Origin of the sequence: Streptomyces cacaoi (assembly GCF_006539165.1) — a bacterium.
In the GTDB taxonomy this organism is placed as follows: domain Bacteria; phylum Actinomycetota; class Actinomycetes; order Streptomycetales; family Streptomycetaceae; genus Streptomyces; species Streptomyces cacaoi.
The window spans coordinates 27,351-43,376 of record NZ_BJMM01000007.1; the positions used below are offsets into that span (position 1 = coordinate 27,351).

Consider the following 16,026-nt stretch of genomic DNA (forward strand, 5'->3'; position numbering starts at 1 on the left):
CTCCCGGCCCGCAGCGCGCCGCGGGCCCGACCGCCGCACCGCGGACCGCGGGCCGCGGGCCGCAGGCCGCCAGGGGCAGCGGGCAGGGAACCGGCAGAAGGGGGCACAGAAGGGGGCACAGCCACCGCGGCTGTGCCCCCTTCCCGCTGTCCGCCCGGGCTACTTACCGCCCTTGCCCGGCTCGCCGCGCTGGTTGCCGAGCGGCACCGTGACACCGGTGCGCGCGTTGCCCGCCGTCACCTGGTAGGGCCCGGTCACCGCCGGATCGGGCAGCTGGTAGCCCTCGGGGACGGCCGTCTCCCGCAGGTAGTAGGTGCCCAGCGGCAGCCTCCCGAAGGTGCAGCGCCCCGCCTCGTCCGTGGAGCAGCCGGGACCGGTCCGCTCGTCGGGGCTCACGCCGCCGGTCTGCAACCCCGGCCTTCCGTTCGTCTCCCGCCACAGCTCGAAGACGGCGCCGGCGAGCGGCTGCCCGTCGGCGTCGTCCGTCTTGGCGACGGTGAGCTTCCCGATGGTCTCCCGCCCCTTCTTGTTCGACGCCGTCACGGTGACGCCCTCGTCGAGGTCGGCGTCGCTGAGCGTGACCGGCCCGAGGACCGGCCGGGCGGGCAGCTCGTAGCCGTCCGGTGCCTTGGTCTCGCGCCAGTAGTAGGTGCCCGGCTCCACCCGGGCCGTGCAGTCGCCGGCGGAGTCGGTGGTGCACGGCGGGGAGACGAGCGTGTCGGGCTCGCCGCCGGCCGTCTGGAGGCCCGGACGCCCGTTGGACTCCTGCCACAGCTCGAACTCGGCGCCCGCCAGCGCCGCTCCGGTTTCGCTGTCCTTCTTGACGACGCGCAGCGTGCCCTGCCGGGACCCCGGCCCGCAGTCGGGCAGGTCGCCGAGGAACGGATAGGCGTGGATCTCCTGGCCGCCGCCGCCCGAGGCGGAGGAGGTGTGGGTGAGGGATCCGGTGTCGTAGAACCGGCCGTTGACGCCGGGCACGGACACGGTCGTCTCGGACATCTGGTTCCCGATCAGCACGCTGCCCTGGAACTGGCCGGTGCCCGCCAGCCGCACGTCGGTCGCGTCGGGGAAGTTCCACAGCAGCCTGCTGCGCAGCTTGTTGAGCGGGTCGTCGTCGGTGATGCCGCCGCTGTAGGTGCTCAGCACACGGCGGTCGCCGAGCACGTTGACGAGGACGGTCGCGCCGTCGGGAATGTTCCGGAAGACGAGTCCTTCCTGGCCGCCGCTCGCCGAGGCCATGTCGAAGTCGACGTTGAAGACCTGGAGCCGGGAGGAGCCGTCGCCGGTGAACGTCGTCTGCCCGCCCGAGTGCACGGCCGTGCCCGTGGGTTCGCGCCGGGAGCCCTCGCCCTCGGGGTGCGCGTAGCACTGGCCGGCGTCGCTCAGCTCGTCGCGCAGGTGCTCGTAGGGCGCCGCCGCGTCCGCGTCCTGGACCACGCGCCGGGCGCGGATGTCGCCCCGCGCGGATCCGCCGTGCCGGACGACGCCGTTCTCCGCCAGCAGCCGCTGCCCGGGGGCGACGGTGAGGTCGCCCCCGGTCGTCAGCCAGTCCGAACCGGGCGGCGGGGGCACCCGCGAGCCGACACCGACCTCGCCGACGTTGTAGACCTGCCCGCCCGCGGTGTCCTTGTTCATGTCGAACGAGCCGAGCGTGACGATCTTCCCTTCGGCCTCGGCGGCCCGGCCGCGCACCCGGTAGTCGCCTCCGACGAAGACGTTGACCGCCTCGTCGTGGTGCTCGATGGCGCCGTTGTTGATCGGCGGGTAGTCGCCGTCGGGGCAGTCGCTGCCCTGGCACGGGCCCAGCCCGCCGGGCAACGGCGCCCGGGGCGCGCTCCGTTGGGCAGCTGACGGGGTGTCGGGGTGCGCACCGTCCACGGCGTGCGCCCCGGCAGCGGGCAGCACGGCGGTGACGACGGCGCCCAGCAGGGCCGCGCCCGCGGTGGCGAGCGCGCCGCGCGGTGCTCGTCGAGCGGCGCGGAGGTGAGGTGACATGGAGGGGGCCTCCCGGTGGTCGCAGCGGTACGGTCCGTCCGTCGCGCCGTACGGCCGCCACCGGCCCCGCGGCGGCCCCGCAGGACCGCGCGCCCCGTCGCGCCGCCGCCGTCCCCGCACCACCGGCCCGCACGGGCTCCGGCCCGGCCGCCGCCGCACCGGCGAGGCTGCGAGCGGGCGACCGCCGGAACGAGGGCGGGAGAGCGACGGCACGGTGCCGGATGCGGCGGTGGCGAGGTCTCCCGCGGATCCTCGACGGGGCTCCCGCGAACCGGTGCACAAGCCGCGTGCACGACATCCAGCACGGATCGTCACACCGCCCGGGCCCCGCCCCGGCAGGCCCGCCCCCGGTGCCCCGCCGGACCACTCACCCGGCGGACCGCCCGCAGCGCCCGCCGTGCCCCCGACGCCCGCAGCGCCCACCAGGGCCCGCAGCGCCGCGCGCTCCCCGCTCCGCACGCCCTGCCTCACGCCCCGGGCTCACGTCGCCCCGCGCCCCGGGCTCACGTCCCGGGCTTGCGGCCCCACACGTACACGTGGTCCCCCAGCCGAAGCCGCTCCCACAGCTCCCGCGCGTCCTTGAGCTTGAGATTGACGCACCCGGCCGAGCCGCCGCCGTCGTACAGGCTGTCGTGCCGCCCGTGGATCGCCTGGCCGCGGTCGAAGTACTGGGCGTAGGGCATGGGCGCGTTGTCGTAGATCTGCGAGCGGTCGTCCCGCACCCGCCGCACGACGCGGTGCATACCGGGGCGGGTCTCCTGCCCGTACCGGCCCGTCCGCATCGGGACGGGCCCGAAGTCGGTCCGGCTGCCCGTCTGCACCCACAGCAGCTGGCGCTTCTGGTCGACGCAGACGACCTTGTACGAGCGCTCGGGGCACGCGCCGTCCGCGTTCGGCTTCCCGCCGGTCTGCTCGATCTGCACCTGCCGGTACGTCTCCAACCCCGCGTAGCCGTCCTGCCGTTCGAGCTGATGGGCGCGCTGGAACCGCCGGATCGCCACACAGTCCTCGGTGGACTGACGCCCGTCGGGCAGCCGCTTGAGGAACGCCTCGACCTGCCGCTGGTACGGCCCCGTCCCGGCGGTGCACGGCTTCTCCCGCTCCGCCGCCCGCCGCCCGCCGTCCGGCCCGCCGGGCGGCGCCGCCTGCACGGGCGCCGCCGGCAGACCCGCGCACACCGCGCCCACGAGCAGCACGGCGCCGGCCCCGGCACCCGGGCGGCGGCCACGGACACGCACCCGGCGGCTCCCGCACGGGGAGAGCTTCGTTCTCATGCCCCCACCGTCCGCCGCGTCCCCGGCCGCCGCCGCCCGGCGAAGCCGTCCGTGTGACCGGCCGCACCGGCCGCGGGAGCTGCCGTGCGGGCGGGCGGCCGTGCCCGCGAGCGGCGGCTACGGCCGCTTGGGGTCGCGGCGTGCGCGCCGCTGCGGGTCGGCCCGACGGCTGCGCGGGGGCACGGCGGGACGCTCGGCACGCGGCGTCGCGCACGTGGGGCACCAGTAGCCGAAGGTCGGGATGAAGACCCAGCCCTGTGCCTTGATGAACTCGGCGGCCTGGGCGCCGTTGTGGGTGACATGACCGATGACGTCCTCGTCCATCGGCGGCGGCGCGGTCTCGACCACCAGGTCGAAGACGGCCCGCGTGCGGCAGTCCGGGGCGTCACAGGCGAGGTAGAACCGCACCGGTCCGGGCGCTGTGCCATCCGTCATGAGACTCATCCCTCACGCATAGCACCCGGACCACCCGACCGCAGCCACTTCGCCCGAAACATACCCGGGGGGTGAGACGGGTCCTGCCCGGTCCGGCCGACGGCCGGGGCCCGTGGGACCCCGGGGGACGCTTCCGCACGGCCGGCGGGCGGATCGGCGCCCTGGGCCGGTTGGTGCCCGGAGCCGGACTCGAACCGGCACGGCCCGAAGGCCAACGAGGTTTAAGCTCGTCGTGTCTGCATTCCACCATCCGGGCACCGGCTCCTGGACCGCCGCGAGCACCCCTGCGGGCGCACGCGGGCCCCTCCCCAGGGCGCGGGGATGAGCCTATCCAGGGTCATCCCCCGAACAGCGGATCGACAGACCGATGTTGTCTTATTTTATTGGCGACTGACGGCGCATCAGCACGCCGGTTGCCACTTCGGAGCGCCCGGCATCGGGCGCCCGGCTCGTCCAGGAATGACGGAAACTCGCCGGTCGCTCATCCGTTCCCGGCGCGCGTACGGACGACGGGCGCCCGGCCCGCCCGCCCGGCCGCCCCTCACCACCCCGGCCGCCGGCCCGACCGGCCCGGCAGCCACGGCGTCGGCCCGAGAGGTCAGGGTCCGCAGTCATACCCAAGGAGGACCGGGGCACGGCGGCGTACCTCCGAAGGCTCCCCCGGAAACCGGAGCGGGGGCTGATCCCGGTGGCGGAGCGAGCCGGAACGATGGAGGCATCGAAGAAGTTCCGTCCGCCACCGTCCCGAGGAGCACCGCGCCGTGACGACCAGCACCCGACCCCACAACCCCGCGGGAGCCCCGTACCAGGGCATGCCCGCCGCAGCGCACGGAGGCGTCGGCGTCGCGGCGGCCCGGGCGACCGACCTCTCCAAGGTGTACGGACAGGGCGAGACCCAGGTGGTCGCCCTGGACCGCATCAACGTCGAGTTCATGCAGGCCGAGTTCACCGCGATCATGGGCCCCTCGGGCTCCGGCAAGTCGACGCTGATGCACTGCATGGCCGGGCTCGACTCGATCTCCAGCGGCAGCGCGCGGATCGGCGACACCGAGCTGACGGACCTGAAGGACAAGAAGCTCACCAAGCTGCGCCGGGACCGCGTCGGCTTCATCTTCCAGGCGTTCAACCTGCTGCCCACGCTGAACGCCCTGGAGAACATCACCCTGCCCATGGACATAGCGGGCCGGAAGCCGGACCGGGCCTGGATGGACAAGGTCATCCACACCGTCGGCCTGGCCGACCGGCTCAAGCACCGGCCCAACCAGCTCTCCGGCGGCCAGCAGCAGCGCGTGGCCGTCGCCCGGGCGCTCGCCGCCAAGCCCGAGATCATCTTCGGGGACGAGCCGACCGGCAACCTCGACTCGCGCTCCGGCGCCGAGGTCCTCGGCTTCCTGCGCAACTCGGTGCGCGAGCTGGGCCAGACCGTCGTCATGGTGACGCACGACCCGGTGGCCGCCGCCTACGCCGACCGCGTCGTCTTCCTCGCCGACGGGCGGATCGTCGACGACCTGCGGAACCCGACGGCCGACGCCGTGCTGGAGCGGATGAAGGCGTTCGACGCCCGGGCCCGCACGAGCTGAACCGCACCCGGGCCCGGCCGCGCGCGGACTGCGCCGGCGCACGCCCCACCGCCCACCGGACTTCCCAGGATTCTCCAGGACACCCCACATGCTCCGAACCGCCTTGCGCAACGTCTTCGCGCACAAGGCCCGGTTGCTGATGACGATGCTGGCCGTGCTGCTCGGCGTGGCCTTCGTCTCCGGCACCCTGGTCTTCACCTCGACGATCTCCCAGGCCCAGCACAAGAGCTCCGAGAAGGGCTTCGAGAAGGTCGACGTCTCCATACGTCAGGACAACAGCGACGCCCCCGAGGGCCGCGACACCGTCGACCCGCTCCAGCAGACCACCCTCGACCGGGCCGCCGCCCTGCCCGGCGCCGAGTCCGCCACCGGCGAGGTCAACGGCTTCGCCGCGCTCGCCGACAAGGACGGCAAGCTCGTCGGCAACGGGTTCTCCACCCAGGGCGCCAACTACTACGCGGGCCGCGACGGCAAAAGCTCCGACCCCCGCTACCCGATGAAGGACGGCCGGGCGCCGCGGGCCGCCGGTGAGGTCGCGCTGGACTCCAAGACCGCCGAGCGGACCGGGTACAAGGTCGGCGACACCGTACGGATGTCGATCGACGGCCCGGTGCGCGAGGAGAAGGTCACCGGCGTCTACACCACCGACGACGGCAGCGTCGCCGCCGGCGGCAGCCTCGTGCTCTTCGACAACGCCACGGCGCAGAAGCTGTTCGCCAAGCCCGGCCAGTACACGGAGATCTCCGTCACCGCGAAGAGCGGGGTCTCGCAGGCCGCGCTCAAGGAGCAGGCCGAGAAGATCCTGCCGCCGCACAGCGAGGCCGTCACCGGCAAGAAGCTCGCCGACGAGCAGTCCCGGCAGATCGAGTCGAGCATGTCCGGTATGCAGACCAGCATGCTGGCGTTCGCCGGTATCGCGCTCTTCGTCGGCATCTTCATCATCGCCAACACCTTCACCATGCTGGTCGCGCAGCGGACCAAGGAGCTGGCGCTGCTGCGTGCCGTCGGCGCGAGCCGCCGCCAGGTGACGCGCTCGGTGCTGATCGAGGCGCTGTTCGTGGGCGCCGTCGCGGGCGTCGCCGGGCTCGCCGCCGGTATCGGTATCGGCGCCGGGCTGCGCTCCCTGATCGGGAAGATGGGCACCATGCCGGACGGGCCGCTGGTGATCTCCCCGGCCGCGGTGATCTCCTCGCTGGTCGTCGGCGTCGTCGTCACCGTGCTGGCGGCCTGGCTGCCGGCCCGCCGCGCGGCGAAGATCCCGCCGGTGGCCGCGATGGGCAGCGTGCACGCCCCCGCCTCCACGCGTTCGCTGGTGCTGCGCAACACCCTCGGCTCCCTGTTCTCGGCCGCCGGCGTCGCCCTCGTGCTCATGGGCACCAAGGTCGACGACGGCAAGGCCCCCATGGGCGCCGGTGCCGCGCTGCTGCTGATCGGTGTGTTCGTGCTGACGCCGCTGCTGTCCCGTCCGCTGATCGCCGCCGCCTCGCCGGTCCTGCGGCTCTTCCAGGTCAGCGGCAAGCTGGCCCGGCTCAACGCGGTCCGCAACCCGCGGCGCACGGCGGCCACCGCCTCGGCGCTGATGATCGGCCTGACGCTGATCACCGGGCTGACGGTCATCGCGACCGGTGTGCAGAAGGCCGTCGACAAGATGGCGACGGACTCCCTCAAGGCCGACTACACGATCTCCATGGCGAACTACTCGCCGCTGTCCCCGGACGTGGACAAGAAGCTGCGCGCCTCGGACGAGGTCACCGCGACCTCCCCGCTGCGCAACGGCCCGGCCACCATCGGCGGCAGCACCGAGTACCTGACCGGCGTCAACGGCGAGAGCATCGGCAAGCTCACCTCGCTGGACTTCACCGAGGGCGGCTGGAGCGGGCTGAGCGGCGGCAAGAAGGTCGTCGTCGACACCACGACCGCCGAGCAGCAGGGCTGGAAGCTCGGCTCGTCCTTCCAGGTGTCCTACGAGGACGGCGCGAAGGGCCGGCTGACCGTCGGCGGCCTGTACAAGGGCAACGAGATGCTCAAGGGGATCCTGGTCGACAACTCGGCCCTCACCCCGCATCTGGCCAAGACCGCCGACATGCAGGTGCTCGCCAAGACGAAGAACGGCGCGAACGACCAGGTCAAGGACGCGCTGACCAAGCAGCTCGGCGACAACCCGGCGATCCTCGTCGAGGACAAGAAGGACGTCTCCGAGGGCGTCGCGCAGATGATCAACATGCTGCTGAACGTCCTGTACGGGCTGCTGGCGATGGCGGTGATCGTGGCCGTCCTCGGCGTGATCAACACGCTGGCCATGTCCGTCTTCGAACGCGGCCAGGAGATCGGAATGCTGCGCGCGATCGGTCTGGAGCGGCGCTCGGTGAAGCGGATGGTGCGGCTGGAGTCGCTGGTCATCTCGCTCTTCGGCGGGGTGCTCGGCATCGGCCTCGGCGTCTTCCTCGGCTGGGCCGCCGGTGAACTCATCGCCGGCTCCGGGCTGGAGACCTACCAGCTCACGCTCCCCTGGGGCAGGATCGGGATCTTCCTCGCCCTGGCCGCCCTGGTCGGTGTGCTCGCCGCGCTGTGGCCGGCCCGGCGGGCGGCGAAGCTGAACATGCTCGCCGCGATCAAGACGGAGTAGCCGGCCGCCGCACGGTCGCACGGTCGAGGGCCCGCTCCGGAACGCACGGTTCCGGAGCGGGCCCTCGTCGTACGGGCGGGGCGGCGCGCGCCCCGGGCGCCGCCGTACGCGGCCGTCAGCCGCCCGTGCTCCCGGCCTCCTCCGTCCAGGCGCGCGGGCGCAGCGGCAGGCCCGAGGCGCCGTCCTGCGGGGTCTTCACCGCCAGCACCTGGTTGACGCCGATGCGGTTGCGCTCGAAGGAGAGCGCGGAGGCCGCCATGTACAGCCGCCAGATGCGCGCGCGGCCCGGGGAGGTGAGCCGGGCCGCGCGCGGCATGTCCGACTCCAGGTTGGCGACCCAGGCGCGCAGCGTACGGGCGTAGTGCTCGCGCAGCGCCTCCACGTCCCGCACCTCGAAACCGGCGTCCTCCAGCAGGCCGACGGTGCGGCCGACCGGGGCGAGTTCACCGTCCGGGAAGACATAGGCGTCGATGAACTCGTCCACCTCGTAGCCCTCTTCGTCGGCCAGCGGGCGGCGCGCGATCTGGTGGTTGAGCAGCCGGCCGCCCGGCTTCAGCAGCGCGTACAGATCGGCCGCGTACTCGCGGTACCGCGCCGCACCGACGTGCTCGGCCATGCCCACGGAGGAGATGGCGTCGTAGGGGCCGTCGTCCACCTCGCGGTAGTCCTGCACCCGGATCTCGACCAGGTCCGCCAGCCCCTCCTCGGCGACCCGCTTGCGGCCGTAGGCGGCCTGCTCGCGGGAGAGCGTCACGGCCACGGCGCGCACGCCGTACTCGCGCGCCGCGTGCAGCACCAGCGAGCCCCAGCCGCCGCCGACGTCCAGCAGCCGCTGGCCCTCGCGCAGCTGGAGCTTGCGGCAGATCAGATCCAGCTTGTCGCGCTGGGCCTCCTCCAGCGTCCCGTCCGGCCGCCAGTAGGCGCAGGAGTAGACCATGCTCGGGCCCAGCACCAGCTCGTAGAACTCGTTGCCCACGTCGTAGTGGTGGCTGATGGCCTTGCGGTCGCGGCCGAGGGTGTGGCGCAGCCCGGTGCGCCGGCGGGCCTCCTCCTTCGGCGGCGGGGGCGGCAGGCCGGGCCCCGCGAGCTTCACCAGCTCGACGGCGGCCTCGCGGACCGCCGGGTCGCGCGCCATGTCGAATACGCCGCGCTCCGGGCGGTCCTCGCCCTTCTCCCAGATCATTCCGGCCAGCAGATCGAGCGCCTCGTACAGATCGCCCTCGACGTCGATCTCCCCGGCCACCCAGGCCCGGGCCAGACCCAGCTCGCCGGGCCGCCACAGCACCCGGCGCAGCGCCCTGCGGTGCCGGATGACGAGAGCGGGGGCACCGGGAGGCCCGGCCTCGCTGCGGTCCCAGGCGCGGATGCGGACGGGGAGCGGGGCTCCCAGCGCCTTCTCAGCGAGTGCGACGATCCGTGGCGCTGCGCCGGACATTGAACACACCTCCGTGGAAAGAAGGGGTGGATTCCCCATACACGTAACGCATCTGGGGGCTGCTGTATGCCCACTGTGCACGGAAATCCGGACCGGGCCGACGGAGTTTCCCGAAAGATTGCGGCACCGGCGGCGGCCCGGCCGGGCCCCGGGCTCCTTCCAGCGCACCGGCCCTCGGACACGCCGAAGGGGCGTGAGCCCCACGGATGGCTCACGCCCCTTGCGGTGCGCGGATCAGTTGTGACGTGCCGTCAGGACGCCTTCGCCGGCTCCGACTTGGCGCCCGCCCGGTCGTCCGCCGAGCTGTCGGCGGTCTGGGCCTTGTCCTTGTCCGCCTTCGCGGCCTCGGCCTTCGCCGCGGCGGCGGCGGTGACCGGTGCGGCCGCGTCGTAGAACTCGCCGCGCGGGTGCTCCATGGCGCCCAGCGAGACGACCTCGCGCTTGAGGAACATACCGAGCGTCCAGTCGGCGAAGACCCGGATCTTGCGGTTCCAGGTCGGCACGGCCATGCCGTGGTAGGCGCGGTGGAAGTACCAGGCGAGCCGGCCCTTCAGCTTGATCTTCTTCTTGCCGAAGACGATCATCGCGACGCCCTTGTGCAGGCCCAGGCCCGCGACGGCGCCCTTGTTGGCGTGCTTGTACTTGCCCTGCGGGAAGCCGCGCATCCCGGAGATGACGTTGTCCCCGAGCACCTTCGCCTGACGCAGCGCGTGCTGCGCGTTCGGCGGGCAGAACGCGCCGTCCTTGCCGGCCGCCAGGTCCGGAACCTGGGCGTTGTCACCGGCGGCCCAGATGTAGTCCGTGCCCTTGACCTGGAGCGAGGCGTCGACGTCGACATGGCCCTTGGGGCCGAGCGGCAGACCGAAGCGGGAGAGCACCGGGTTGGGCTTGACGCCGGCCGTCCACACGATGGTGCTGGAGTCGACCTCCAGGCCGTTCTTCAGCACGACGTGACCGTCGACGCAGGAGTCCATGGACGTGCCGAGGTAGACCTCGATACCGCGCTTCTTCAGGTGCTCCAGGCCCCACTCACCGAGCTTCGGGCCGACCTCGGGAAGGATCCCCGGGGCCGCGTCGACGAGGATGAACCGCATGTCCTCGCGCTTGACCGTCGGGTAGTACTTCGCGGCGTCCCGCGCCATGTCCTCGACCTCGCCGATCGTCTCGGCGCCGGCGAAACCGCCACCGATGAACACGAAGGTGAGGGCCTTGCGACGGGCCTCCTCGTCCTTCGTGGAGTCGGCCTTGTCGAGCTGCTCCAGCACGTGGTTGCGCAGACCGATCGCTTCCTCGACGCCCTTCATGCCGATGCCGTTCTCGGCCAGGCCGGGCACGGGGAAGGTCCGGGAGACCGCGCCCATCGCGACCACCAGGTAGTCGAAAGGCAGCTCGTAGGCCTCGCCGACCAGCGGCGTGACCGTGGCGACCTTGCGGTCCTGGTCGATCGTGGACACACGGCCGGTGAGGACCTCGGCCTTCGGGAGCACGCGTCGCAGCGGGACCACGACGTGGCGAGGGGAGATGTTGCCGGCGGCGGTTTCGGGCAGGAAGGGCTGGTACGTCATGTACGAGCGCGGGTCGACGACCGTCACGGTCGCCTCGCCGTACCGCATCTTCTTGAGGATGCGCTTGGCCGCGTACAGACCGACGTACCCGCCACCCACTACGAGGATTCGGGGACGCTCCGTGGTGCTCATGGAATCGAGTATCCACCCAGGACCCGACCGCACTTCGTGAGGGCCTTCACAAGGATGCCCCCACCCTCTGCTACACTCCGCCGCCCCGTGATCGACCCCACAGCGCGCCGGGGGAACCACTCGGCCCCACGAGCCGTTGACGCACCCCTTGAGCAGCAGGGATCCCGGACCCCCCGACTGAACCACTGCGGAGCCGACCGCACCTCTCCCTCGCGCCGCTCCACCCGACGGGGCAATCGACCCCCCGAACTCCCCCTGGAACCTTGGATTCCGGGGCGGAGAACCCCTCCAGCGGGCACTTTCTCATGTGAAGAAATTCACGAAAACAGTTACCCCAAAGGACCCTGGCGCCCTCCGCGACCCCCTCCACACCTATCAGCAGAGTCCGCTGCCGCTCAAGTGAGAGCGTTTCAAGTGCCGTGCGGAGCAAGGGAGTCGGGGCGGGAGCCCTTCCCTGGGAGCCTTCACCGCGCTCCCAGGGAAGGTCCGGCGACCTACGCGCCCGGCGAGCGCGGCAGGTATTGCTCCGGCCTCGGCGGTTCGGGGGGCCGTTCCCGCGCGTGCGGGGAGCACCACGGTCTCCGCTTCGCCAAAAAGGCCGAGGGCCAGGGACCATCCCCGCGCGTGCGGGGAGCACACTTGCTGACCTGGGGATTTCTGGGGCCGGAGTGCGGATTTCCATCACTTCCTGCGACTCCGGCATTTCGGACGCGCCCTCCCCTCAGCACGGCATCAGCATGCCAGGAAATGGACTCGGCAGGGACATGAGTCGGGTGCTCGTCCCTGTACCAGTGGGCCCCACCAGGTCGCGGCGGTCGGCGAGAGGACGAGGCAGGTGTCCCACTCCGCGGCTTGCGCGGCGCGGACGCCGTCGTCGACGTACTGGGCCGGGCCTGCCGCGCAGGCGATCAGATAGAGGGCGGGCCGCGTCATGCGGGGAGTCCACAGCGTTGTGCGAGGCCGCGCAACTCCGGCCCCGGTGACGGCACCAGCTCCAGCAACCGGCCGACCAGTCGCACCACGGAAGGGCGGGCCGCCTCCTCCGACGCGCGCCTCTCCGCCTCCAACAGGTCCCGGGCAGCGTCCCCGTGGCGCCGCGTCGGCCGCGTGGCCGAGCGAGGGCGCATCGCCAGGTCAGCGCCCCGGGTGCGCGGGAGCCCGACAGGGTGCACGGCTTGCCGGCACGGCATCAGCAGGCCCAGGAACGGACCCAGCGCGGACGTGCGTGGGCGCTTGGCCGTGGACGCAGGGGTGTGCTCCCGCGCGGGCGGTCTGTCGCGCAGCGCGGGTCGTAGGCTGCCACGGTGGTTACCACCGTGGTCTTCGACGTCGGCGAGACCCTGGTCCGGGACGACCGGTACTGGGGGTCGTGGGCGGACTAGCTCGGTGTCCCCCGGCACACGCTCTCCGCGCTCGTGGGCGCCGTCGTGGCACAGGGCCGGGACAACGCCGAGGCGATCCGGCTCATTCGTCCCGACGTCGACGTCGCAGCCGAACGGGCCGCCATGACAGCCGCCGGCTTCGGCGAGCGGCTCGACGACAGCGACCTCTACGAGGATGTACGCACCGGGCTCTCCCAACTGCGCGCAGCGGGCTTCGCCGTACATGTCGCGGGCAACCAGACCGCACGCGCGGGCACACTTCTGCGCCGCCTCGGCCTGCCGGTGGACAGCGTCTCCACCTCCGAGGAGTGGGGGACGGCGAAACCGGCAGCGGCCTTCTTCGAGCGGCTGTTGAGGACGACGGGCTCCGCGCCGTCGAACACGGTGTACGTGGGCGACCACCCCGCGAACGACATCGCCCCGGCAGCGCGCACCGGGCTGCGCACCTGCCTGATCCGGCGAGGCCCCTGGGGGCATCTGTGGGCCGATTCCGCGGACATGCGCCCGGACTTGACCATCAGCGGCCTCCAGGAGCTGCCCGCTCTTCTCCTCGACGCGGAGTGACCACGCAGCCCCCGGCTACCGGGCGGCACGAGCAGGTGGAGCGGGGTTCCTGGGGCAGCAGATCCCGCCGCCGCTGCCACAGTCCGGGCGATGCCCGTCGAGGAGGGCTCGCGAGCGCGGCTCCTACGCCTGGCAGTGTGTACACGCGAATGCGTACACTGGCTCCATGACCGAGAACACCGCGAGCGTCAGAGACGCACGCGCACACCTCGCGGAGCACATCAACCAGGCCGAGGAAGGCACCCCGACCGTCATCACACGCAACGGTGCACCGGTTGCCGCGGTCGTGCCGATCGCCGACTTCGAAGCGCTGGAAGAAGCGGCCGACGTGCTGCTGGCCCGTGAAGCGGAAGCGGTTCTGGCCGACGGCGAGCCCACAATTTCGATGGCCGAGCTGCTGGCGGACCTGTTCAGCGAGCGCGGTGAAGGCGCCGCGTGAAGTACGCGTTCCGGTTCACCACAGCAGCACAGCGGCAGATCCGGGCCCTCGGCCGACTCGAAGCCATGCGCATCCTGACCGCACTGACCGCCCTCGGCGACGATCCGTACCGCGAGGACGCCGACATCAAGAAGCTCACCGGACCCTCGGGGCTCTACCGGCTCCGAGTCGGCAGCTACAGGGTCGCGTACCAGGTCAACGACGGCGAACTCGTCATCCTCGTCGTCAAGGTGGGCGACCGGCGGGATGTCTACCGGAACCTGTAGCGCCCTCCGCTCCTACCGCGCACCGAGTGCCGTGTGGATCGCGATCCCGTCGAGGATGTCGTGTTCGCTGACGACGACCTCCTCCGCTCCCGTGCGTTCCATGATCGCGAGGAGGACCAGGGCGCCGGCGTTGATGACGTCGACGCGGCCCGGGTGCATGACGGGGATCGCGGCGCGTTCGTCGTGTGTGGCGGTCAGGAGGCGGTGGGTGATGTCGCGGACCTGGGTGAGGCTCACGCGGGCGTGGTGGATGCGTGCCGGGTCGTAGGCGTCCAGGCCGAGGGCGATGCCGCCGAGGGTGGTGACGGTCCCGGCGAGGCCGACGAGGGTGCGGGCCCGGCGCAGCGGGACGGTGCGCTCGACCTCGTCCAGTGCCGCGGCCACATCCGCGCGGACGGCCTCGATCAGGGCGGGCGCGGGGGTCGGTACGAGGGCGCCGTCCTGGGTGAGGTGACGTTCCGTGAGGCGGACGCAGCCGATGTCGACGCTGCGGGCGGCCTCGACCTCTTCGCTGCCGAGGACGAACTCCGTGGAGCCGCCGCCGATGTCGACGACGAGGTACGGCGGGTCGAAGGTGCCGGGGGCCAGCTCCTCGGTGGCGCCGGTGAAGGAGAACGCGGCCTCCTGGTCGCCGGTGATGACCTCGGGGTCGACGCCGAGGATGTTGCGGATGCCGTGGACGAAGTCCTCCCGGTTCTCCGCGTCGCGTGAGGCGGAGGTCGCCACGAAGCGCACATGGTCGGAGCGGATGCCGTGTTCGGCTATGGCGGCGGCGTAGCGGCGGCACGCGCCGAAGGTGCGTTCCAGGGCCTCGGGGGCCAGCCGGCCGGTGCGGTCCACGCCCTGGCCGAGGCGGACGATCTCCATCCGGCGGTCCAGCTCGTGGAAGTCGCCGGTGTCCGGGTCGAGTTCCGCCAGCAGCAGGCGGATCGAGTTGGTGCCGCAGTCGATCGCGGCCACCCGCTGCGCCGTCATGCGCGTTCTCCGTCCGTGTCGCCGTTCACGTCACCGTCCGTGGCGCCGTCCGTGGCACCGCCCCTGCCGCCGTCGGTCCGGGTGCCGTCCCCGGCGGCTGCGTGCTCAGGGGAGTCCGTGCCGCCGTCGGCCGTGGCCGGGGCGGGGGCCTCGCCCGGCGCCGGTACCTGGACGCAGCGGCCCTTGCGCCACCACTCGGGGAGCATCGCCAGCGCCTCGTCGCCCAGCGGGTTGACGCCGGGGCCGGCCACCAGGGAGTGGGCGACGAGGACGTGCAGGCACTTGACGCGGTCCGGCATGCCGCCGGCGCTGGGGAAGCCAGCGAGGACCTCGATGGCGTCGCGGCGGGCCAGGTAGTCCTCGTGGGCGGCCCGGTAGGCGGCGGCCAGCTCCTCGTCCTCCTGGAGGCGGGCCGTCATCTCCTTCATGACGCCGTTGGCCTCCAGGGTGCCGATCGCCGAGGCGGCGCGGGGGCACGTGAGGTAGTAGGTCGTCGGGAAGGGCGTGCCGTCCTCCAGCCGCGGTGCGGTCTCCACCACGTCCGGCAGTCCGCAGGGGCAGCGGTGGGCGATGGCGCGCAGGCCGCGCGGGGGGCGTCCCAGCTGCCGGCGGAACGCCTCGATGTCCTCCTGGACGGGCTCGGTCGGCTCGGTCCTGGGCGGTGGGGTGTCCATGAGGGGAAGTTTCGTCGCTTCTGTTGTCAGGGGTGGGTGTGCGGTGCGCGGTGCGGCCGGTGTACTGCGGTGTGCGGTCCTGCGCGGCTCGGGGTGTCAGCGGGCCGCTGTGGACGGGCGGTGGCCGTCCGCGCCGATGTTCGCGTCGGCGCGGCCGGAGACGTCCGCGGCGTCGGCTGCGTCGGCTGCGTCGGCTGCGTCCACGGCGTCCCACATGTTCTCGTACCACGCCCGGTTCGCGGGGCCGCGGTCACGGCGCGGGCCGGTGTCGGCGGTGCCGTCCGGCAGGATGTAGCCGCGCTCGTCGGGGCGTACGAAGTGCAGGTGCCTGCGCGCCTGTTGCTCGACGAACGCCGGGTCGCGCCAGCGGGCACGCAGCTCCTTGAGCTTGTCCACCTCGTCGCGGGTGCGCTCCGCCTGCCGCTTCTGGTCGGCGATCTCCGAGCGCTGGGTGACGTACTGCCGCGTCGGATACGCCAGCGCCACGACGAGGGAGCACAGGACGAGGGCGAGCAGCGCGGCGCGGCCGGTGAGCCGGCCCTTGCGCGGGGTGCGCACCCGTCTGCTCTGTGCGCGGTAGACCCGCGCCGCGGCCTGGGCACCGAGCGTGCGCAGTCGTGTCGCCGTGGAGAACCGGTCCGCTCCCATTCCTCTCCCCTGCCGGGTGAGCCAGTCGGTCTGGTG

The 16,026-nt window shown here is 72.6% G+C and carries 12 protein-coding genes, 1 tRNA gene and 2 pseudogenes; 5 read left to right on the forward strand and 10 right to left on the reverse strand.

Going from position 1 to position 16,026, the window contains the following annotated elements:
- Window positions 1-159 precede the first annotated feature (159 nt).
- The 4 genes from SCA03_RS35040 to SCA03_RS09250 form a co-directional block, all read right to left on the reverse strand.
- Entirely contained in the window at window positions 160-1,995 is a 1,836-nt protein-coding gene (locus SCA03_RS35040; RefSeq protein ID WP_086818346.1) for a choice-of-anchor A family protein, read from the reverse strand.
- Window positions 1,996-2,498: 503 nt separating this feature from the next.
- Window positions 2,499-3,269, reverse strand: coding sequence for a L,D-transpeptidase family protein (locus SCA03_RS09240; RefSeq protein WP_170298334.1), 771 nt, complete (start codon window positions 3,267-3,269; stop codon window positions 2,499-2,501).
- Between the two features lie 117 nt (window positions 3,270-3,386).
- Window positions 3,387-3,704 carry a hypothetical protein gene (locus tag SCA03_RS09245; protein ID WP_174864486.1) on the reverse strand — a complete coding sequence of 106 codons (318 nt, stop codon included), beginning with the start codon at window positions 3,702-3,704 and terminating at the stop codon, window positions 3,387-3,389.
- Between the two features lie 171 nt (window positions 3,705-3,875).
- Window positions 3,876-3,960 (reverse strand) — tRNA-Leu (locus SCA03_RS09250).
- A 556-nt stretch (window positions 3,961-4,516) separates the two neighbouring features.
- On the opposite strand from SCA03_RS09250, the gene SCA03_RS09255 reads away from it, so the two are divergent.
- Together SCA03_RS09255 and SCA03_RS09260 are read left to right on the forward strand one after the other, a co-directional pair.
- Window positions 4,517-5,284 carry an ABC transporter ATP-binding protein gene (locus SCA03_RS09255; protein ID WP_037851463.1) on the forward strand — a complete coding sequence of 256 codons (768 nt, stop codon included), beginning with the start codon at window positions 4,517-4,519 and terminating at the stop codon, window positions 5,282-5,284.
- Window positions 5,285-5,372: 88 nt separating this feature from the next.
- Window positions 5,373-7,910, forward strand: coding sequence for an ABC transporter permease (locus SCA03_RS09260; protein ID WP_030877547.1), 2,538 nt, complete (start codon window positions 5,373-5,375; stop codon window positions 7,908-7,910).
- 115 nt (window positions 7,911-8,025) lie between these two features.
- On the opposite strand, the gene SCA03_RS09265 is transcribed toward SCA03_RS09260, so the two are convergent.
- From SCA03_RS09265 to SCA03_RS36020, 3 genes and pseudogenes are all read right to left on the reverse strand, one after another.
- Window positions 8,026-9,345 carry a class I SAM-dependent methyltransferase gene (locus SCA03_RS09265; protein WP_030877545.1) on the reverse strand — a complete coding sequence of 440 codons (1,320 nt, stop codon included), beginning with the start codon at window positions 9,343-9,345 and terminating at the stop codon, window positions 8,026-8,028.
- A gap of 251 nt (window positions 9,346-9,596) precedes the next feature.
- Window positions 9,597-11,042 carry an NAD(P)/FAD-dependent oxidoreductase gene (locus SCA03_RS09270; protein WP_037851429.1) on the reverse strand — a complete coding sequence of 482 codons (1,446 nt, stop codon included), beginning with the start codon at window positions 11,040-11,042 and terminating at the stop codon, window positions 9,597-9,599.
- 798 nt (window positions 11,043-11,840) lie between these two features.
- A pseudogene (locus SCA03_RS36020) lies at window positions 11,841-11,975 on the reverse strand (flavoprotein); the annotation flags it as partial.
- A gap of 371 nt (window positions 11,976-12,346) precedes the next feature.
- Between SCA03_RS36020 and SCA03_RS09280 the strand changes: the two are divergent.
- From SCA03_RS09280 to SCA03_RS09290, 3 genes and pseudogenes are all read left to right on the forward strand, one after another.
- Window positions 12,347-12,988: pseudogene (locus SCA03_RS09280) on the forward strand (HAD family hydrolase).
- Window positions 12,989-13,154: 166 nt separating this feature from the next.
- Entirely contained in the window at window positions 13,155-13,427 is a 273-nt protein-coding gene (locus SCA03_RS09285) for a type II toxin-antitoxin system Phd/YefM family antitoxin (RefSeq protein WP_030877538.1), read from the forward strand.
- The gene (locus SCA03_RS09290) at window positions 13,424-13,693 is read left to right on the forward strand and encodes a type II toxin-antitoxin system RelE family toxin (RefSeq protein ID WP_030877535.1); all 270 of its coding nucleotides are present in this window, start codon (window positions 13,424-13,426) and stop codon (window positions 13,691-13,693) included. Before SCA03_RS09285 ends, SCA03_RS09290 begins: the two co-directional genes overlap by 4 nt.
- 12 nt (window positions 13,694-13,705) lie before the next feature.
- Here SCA03_RS09290 and SCA03_RS09295 read toward each other — a convergent pair whose 3' ends face one another.
- The 3 genes from SCA03_RS09295 to SCA03_RS09305 all read right to left on the reverse strand — a co-directional run bounded on the left by SCA03_RS09295 (window position 13,706) and on the right by SCA03_RS09305 (window position 15,990).
- Window positions 13,706-14,668, reverse strand: coding sequence for a Ppx/GppA phosphatase family protein (locus SCA03_RS09295; protein WP_086814358.1), 963 nt, complete (start codon window positions 14,666-14,668; stop codon window positions 13,706-13,708).
- Window positions 14,665-15,342, reverse strand: coding sequence for a DUF501 domain-containing protein (locus SCA03_RS09300; protein WP_230988558.1), 678 nt, complete (start codon window positions 15,340-15,342; stop codon window positions 14,665-14,667). The genes SCA03_RS09295 and SCA03_RS09300 overlap by 4 nt, the downstream gene beginning before the upstream one ends.
- 96 nt (window positions 15,343-15,438) lie before the next feature.
- Complete coding sequence (locus SCA03_RS09305) at window positions 15,439-15,990, reverse strand: FtsB family cell division protein (protein WP_086814360.1); 552 nt, start codon at window positions 15,988-15,990, stop codon at window positions 15,439-15,441.
- Window positions 15,991-16,026 lie beyond the last annotated feature (36 nt).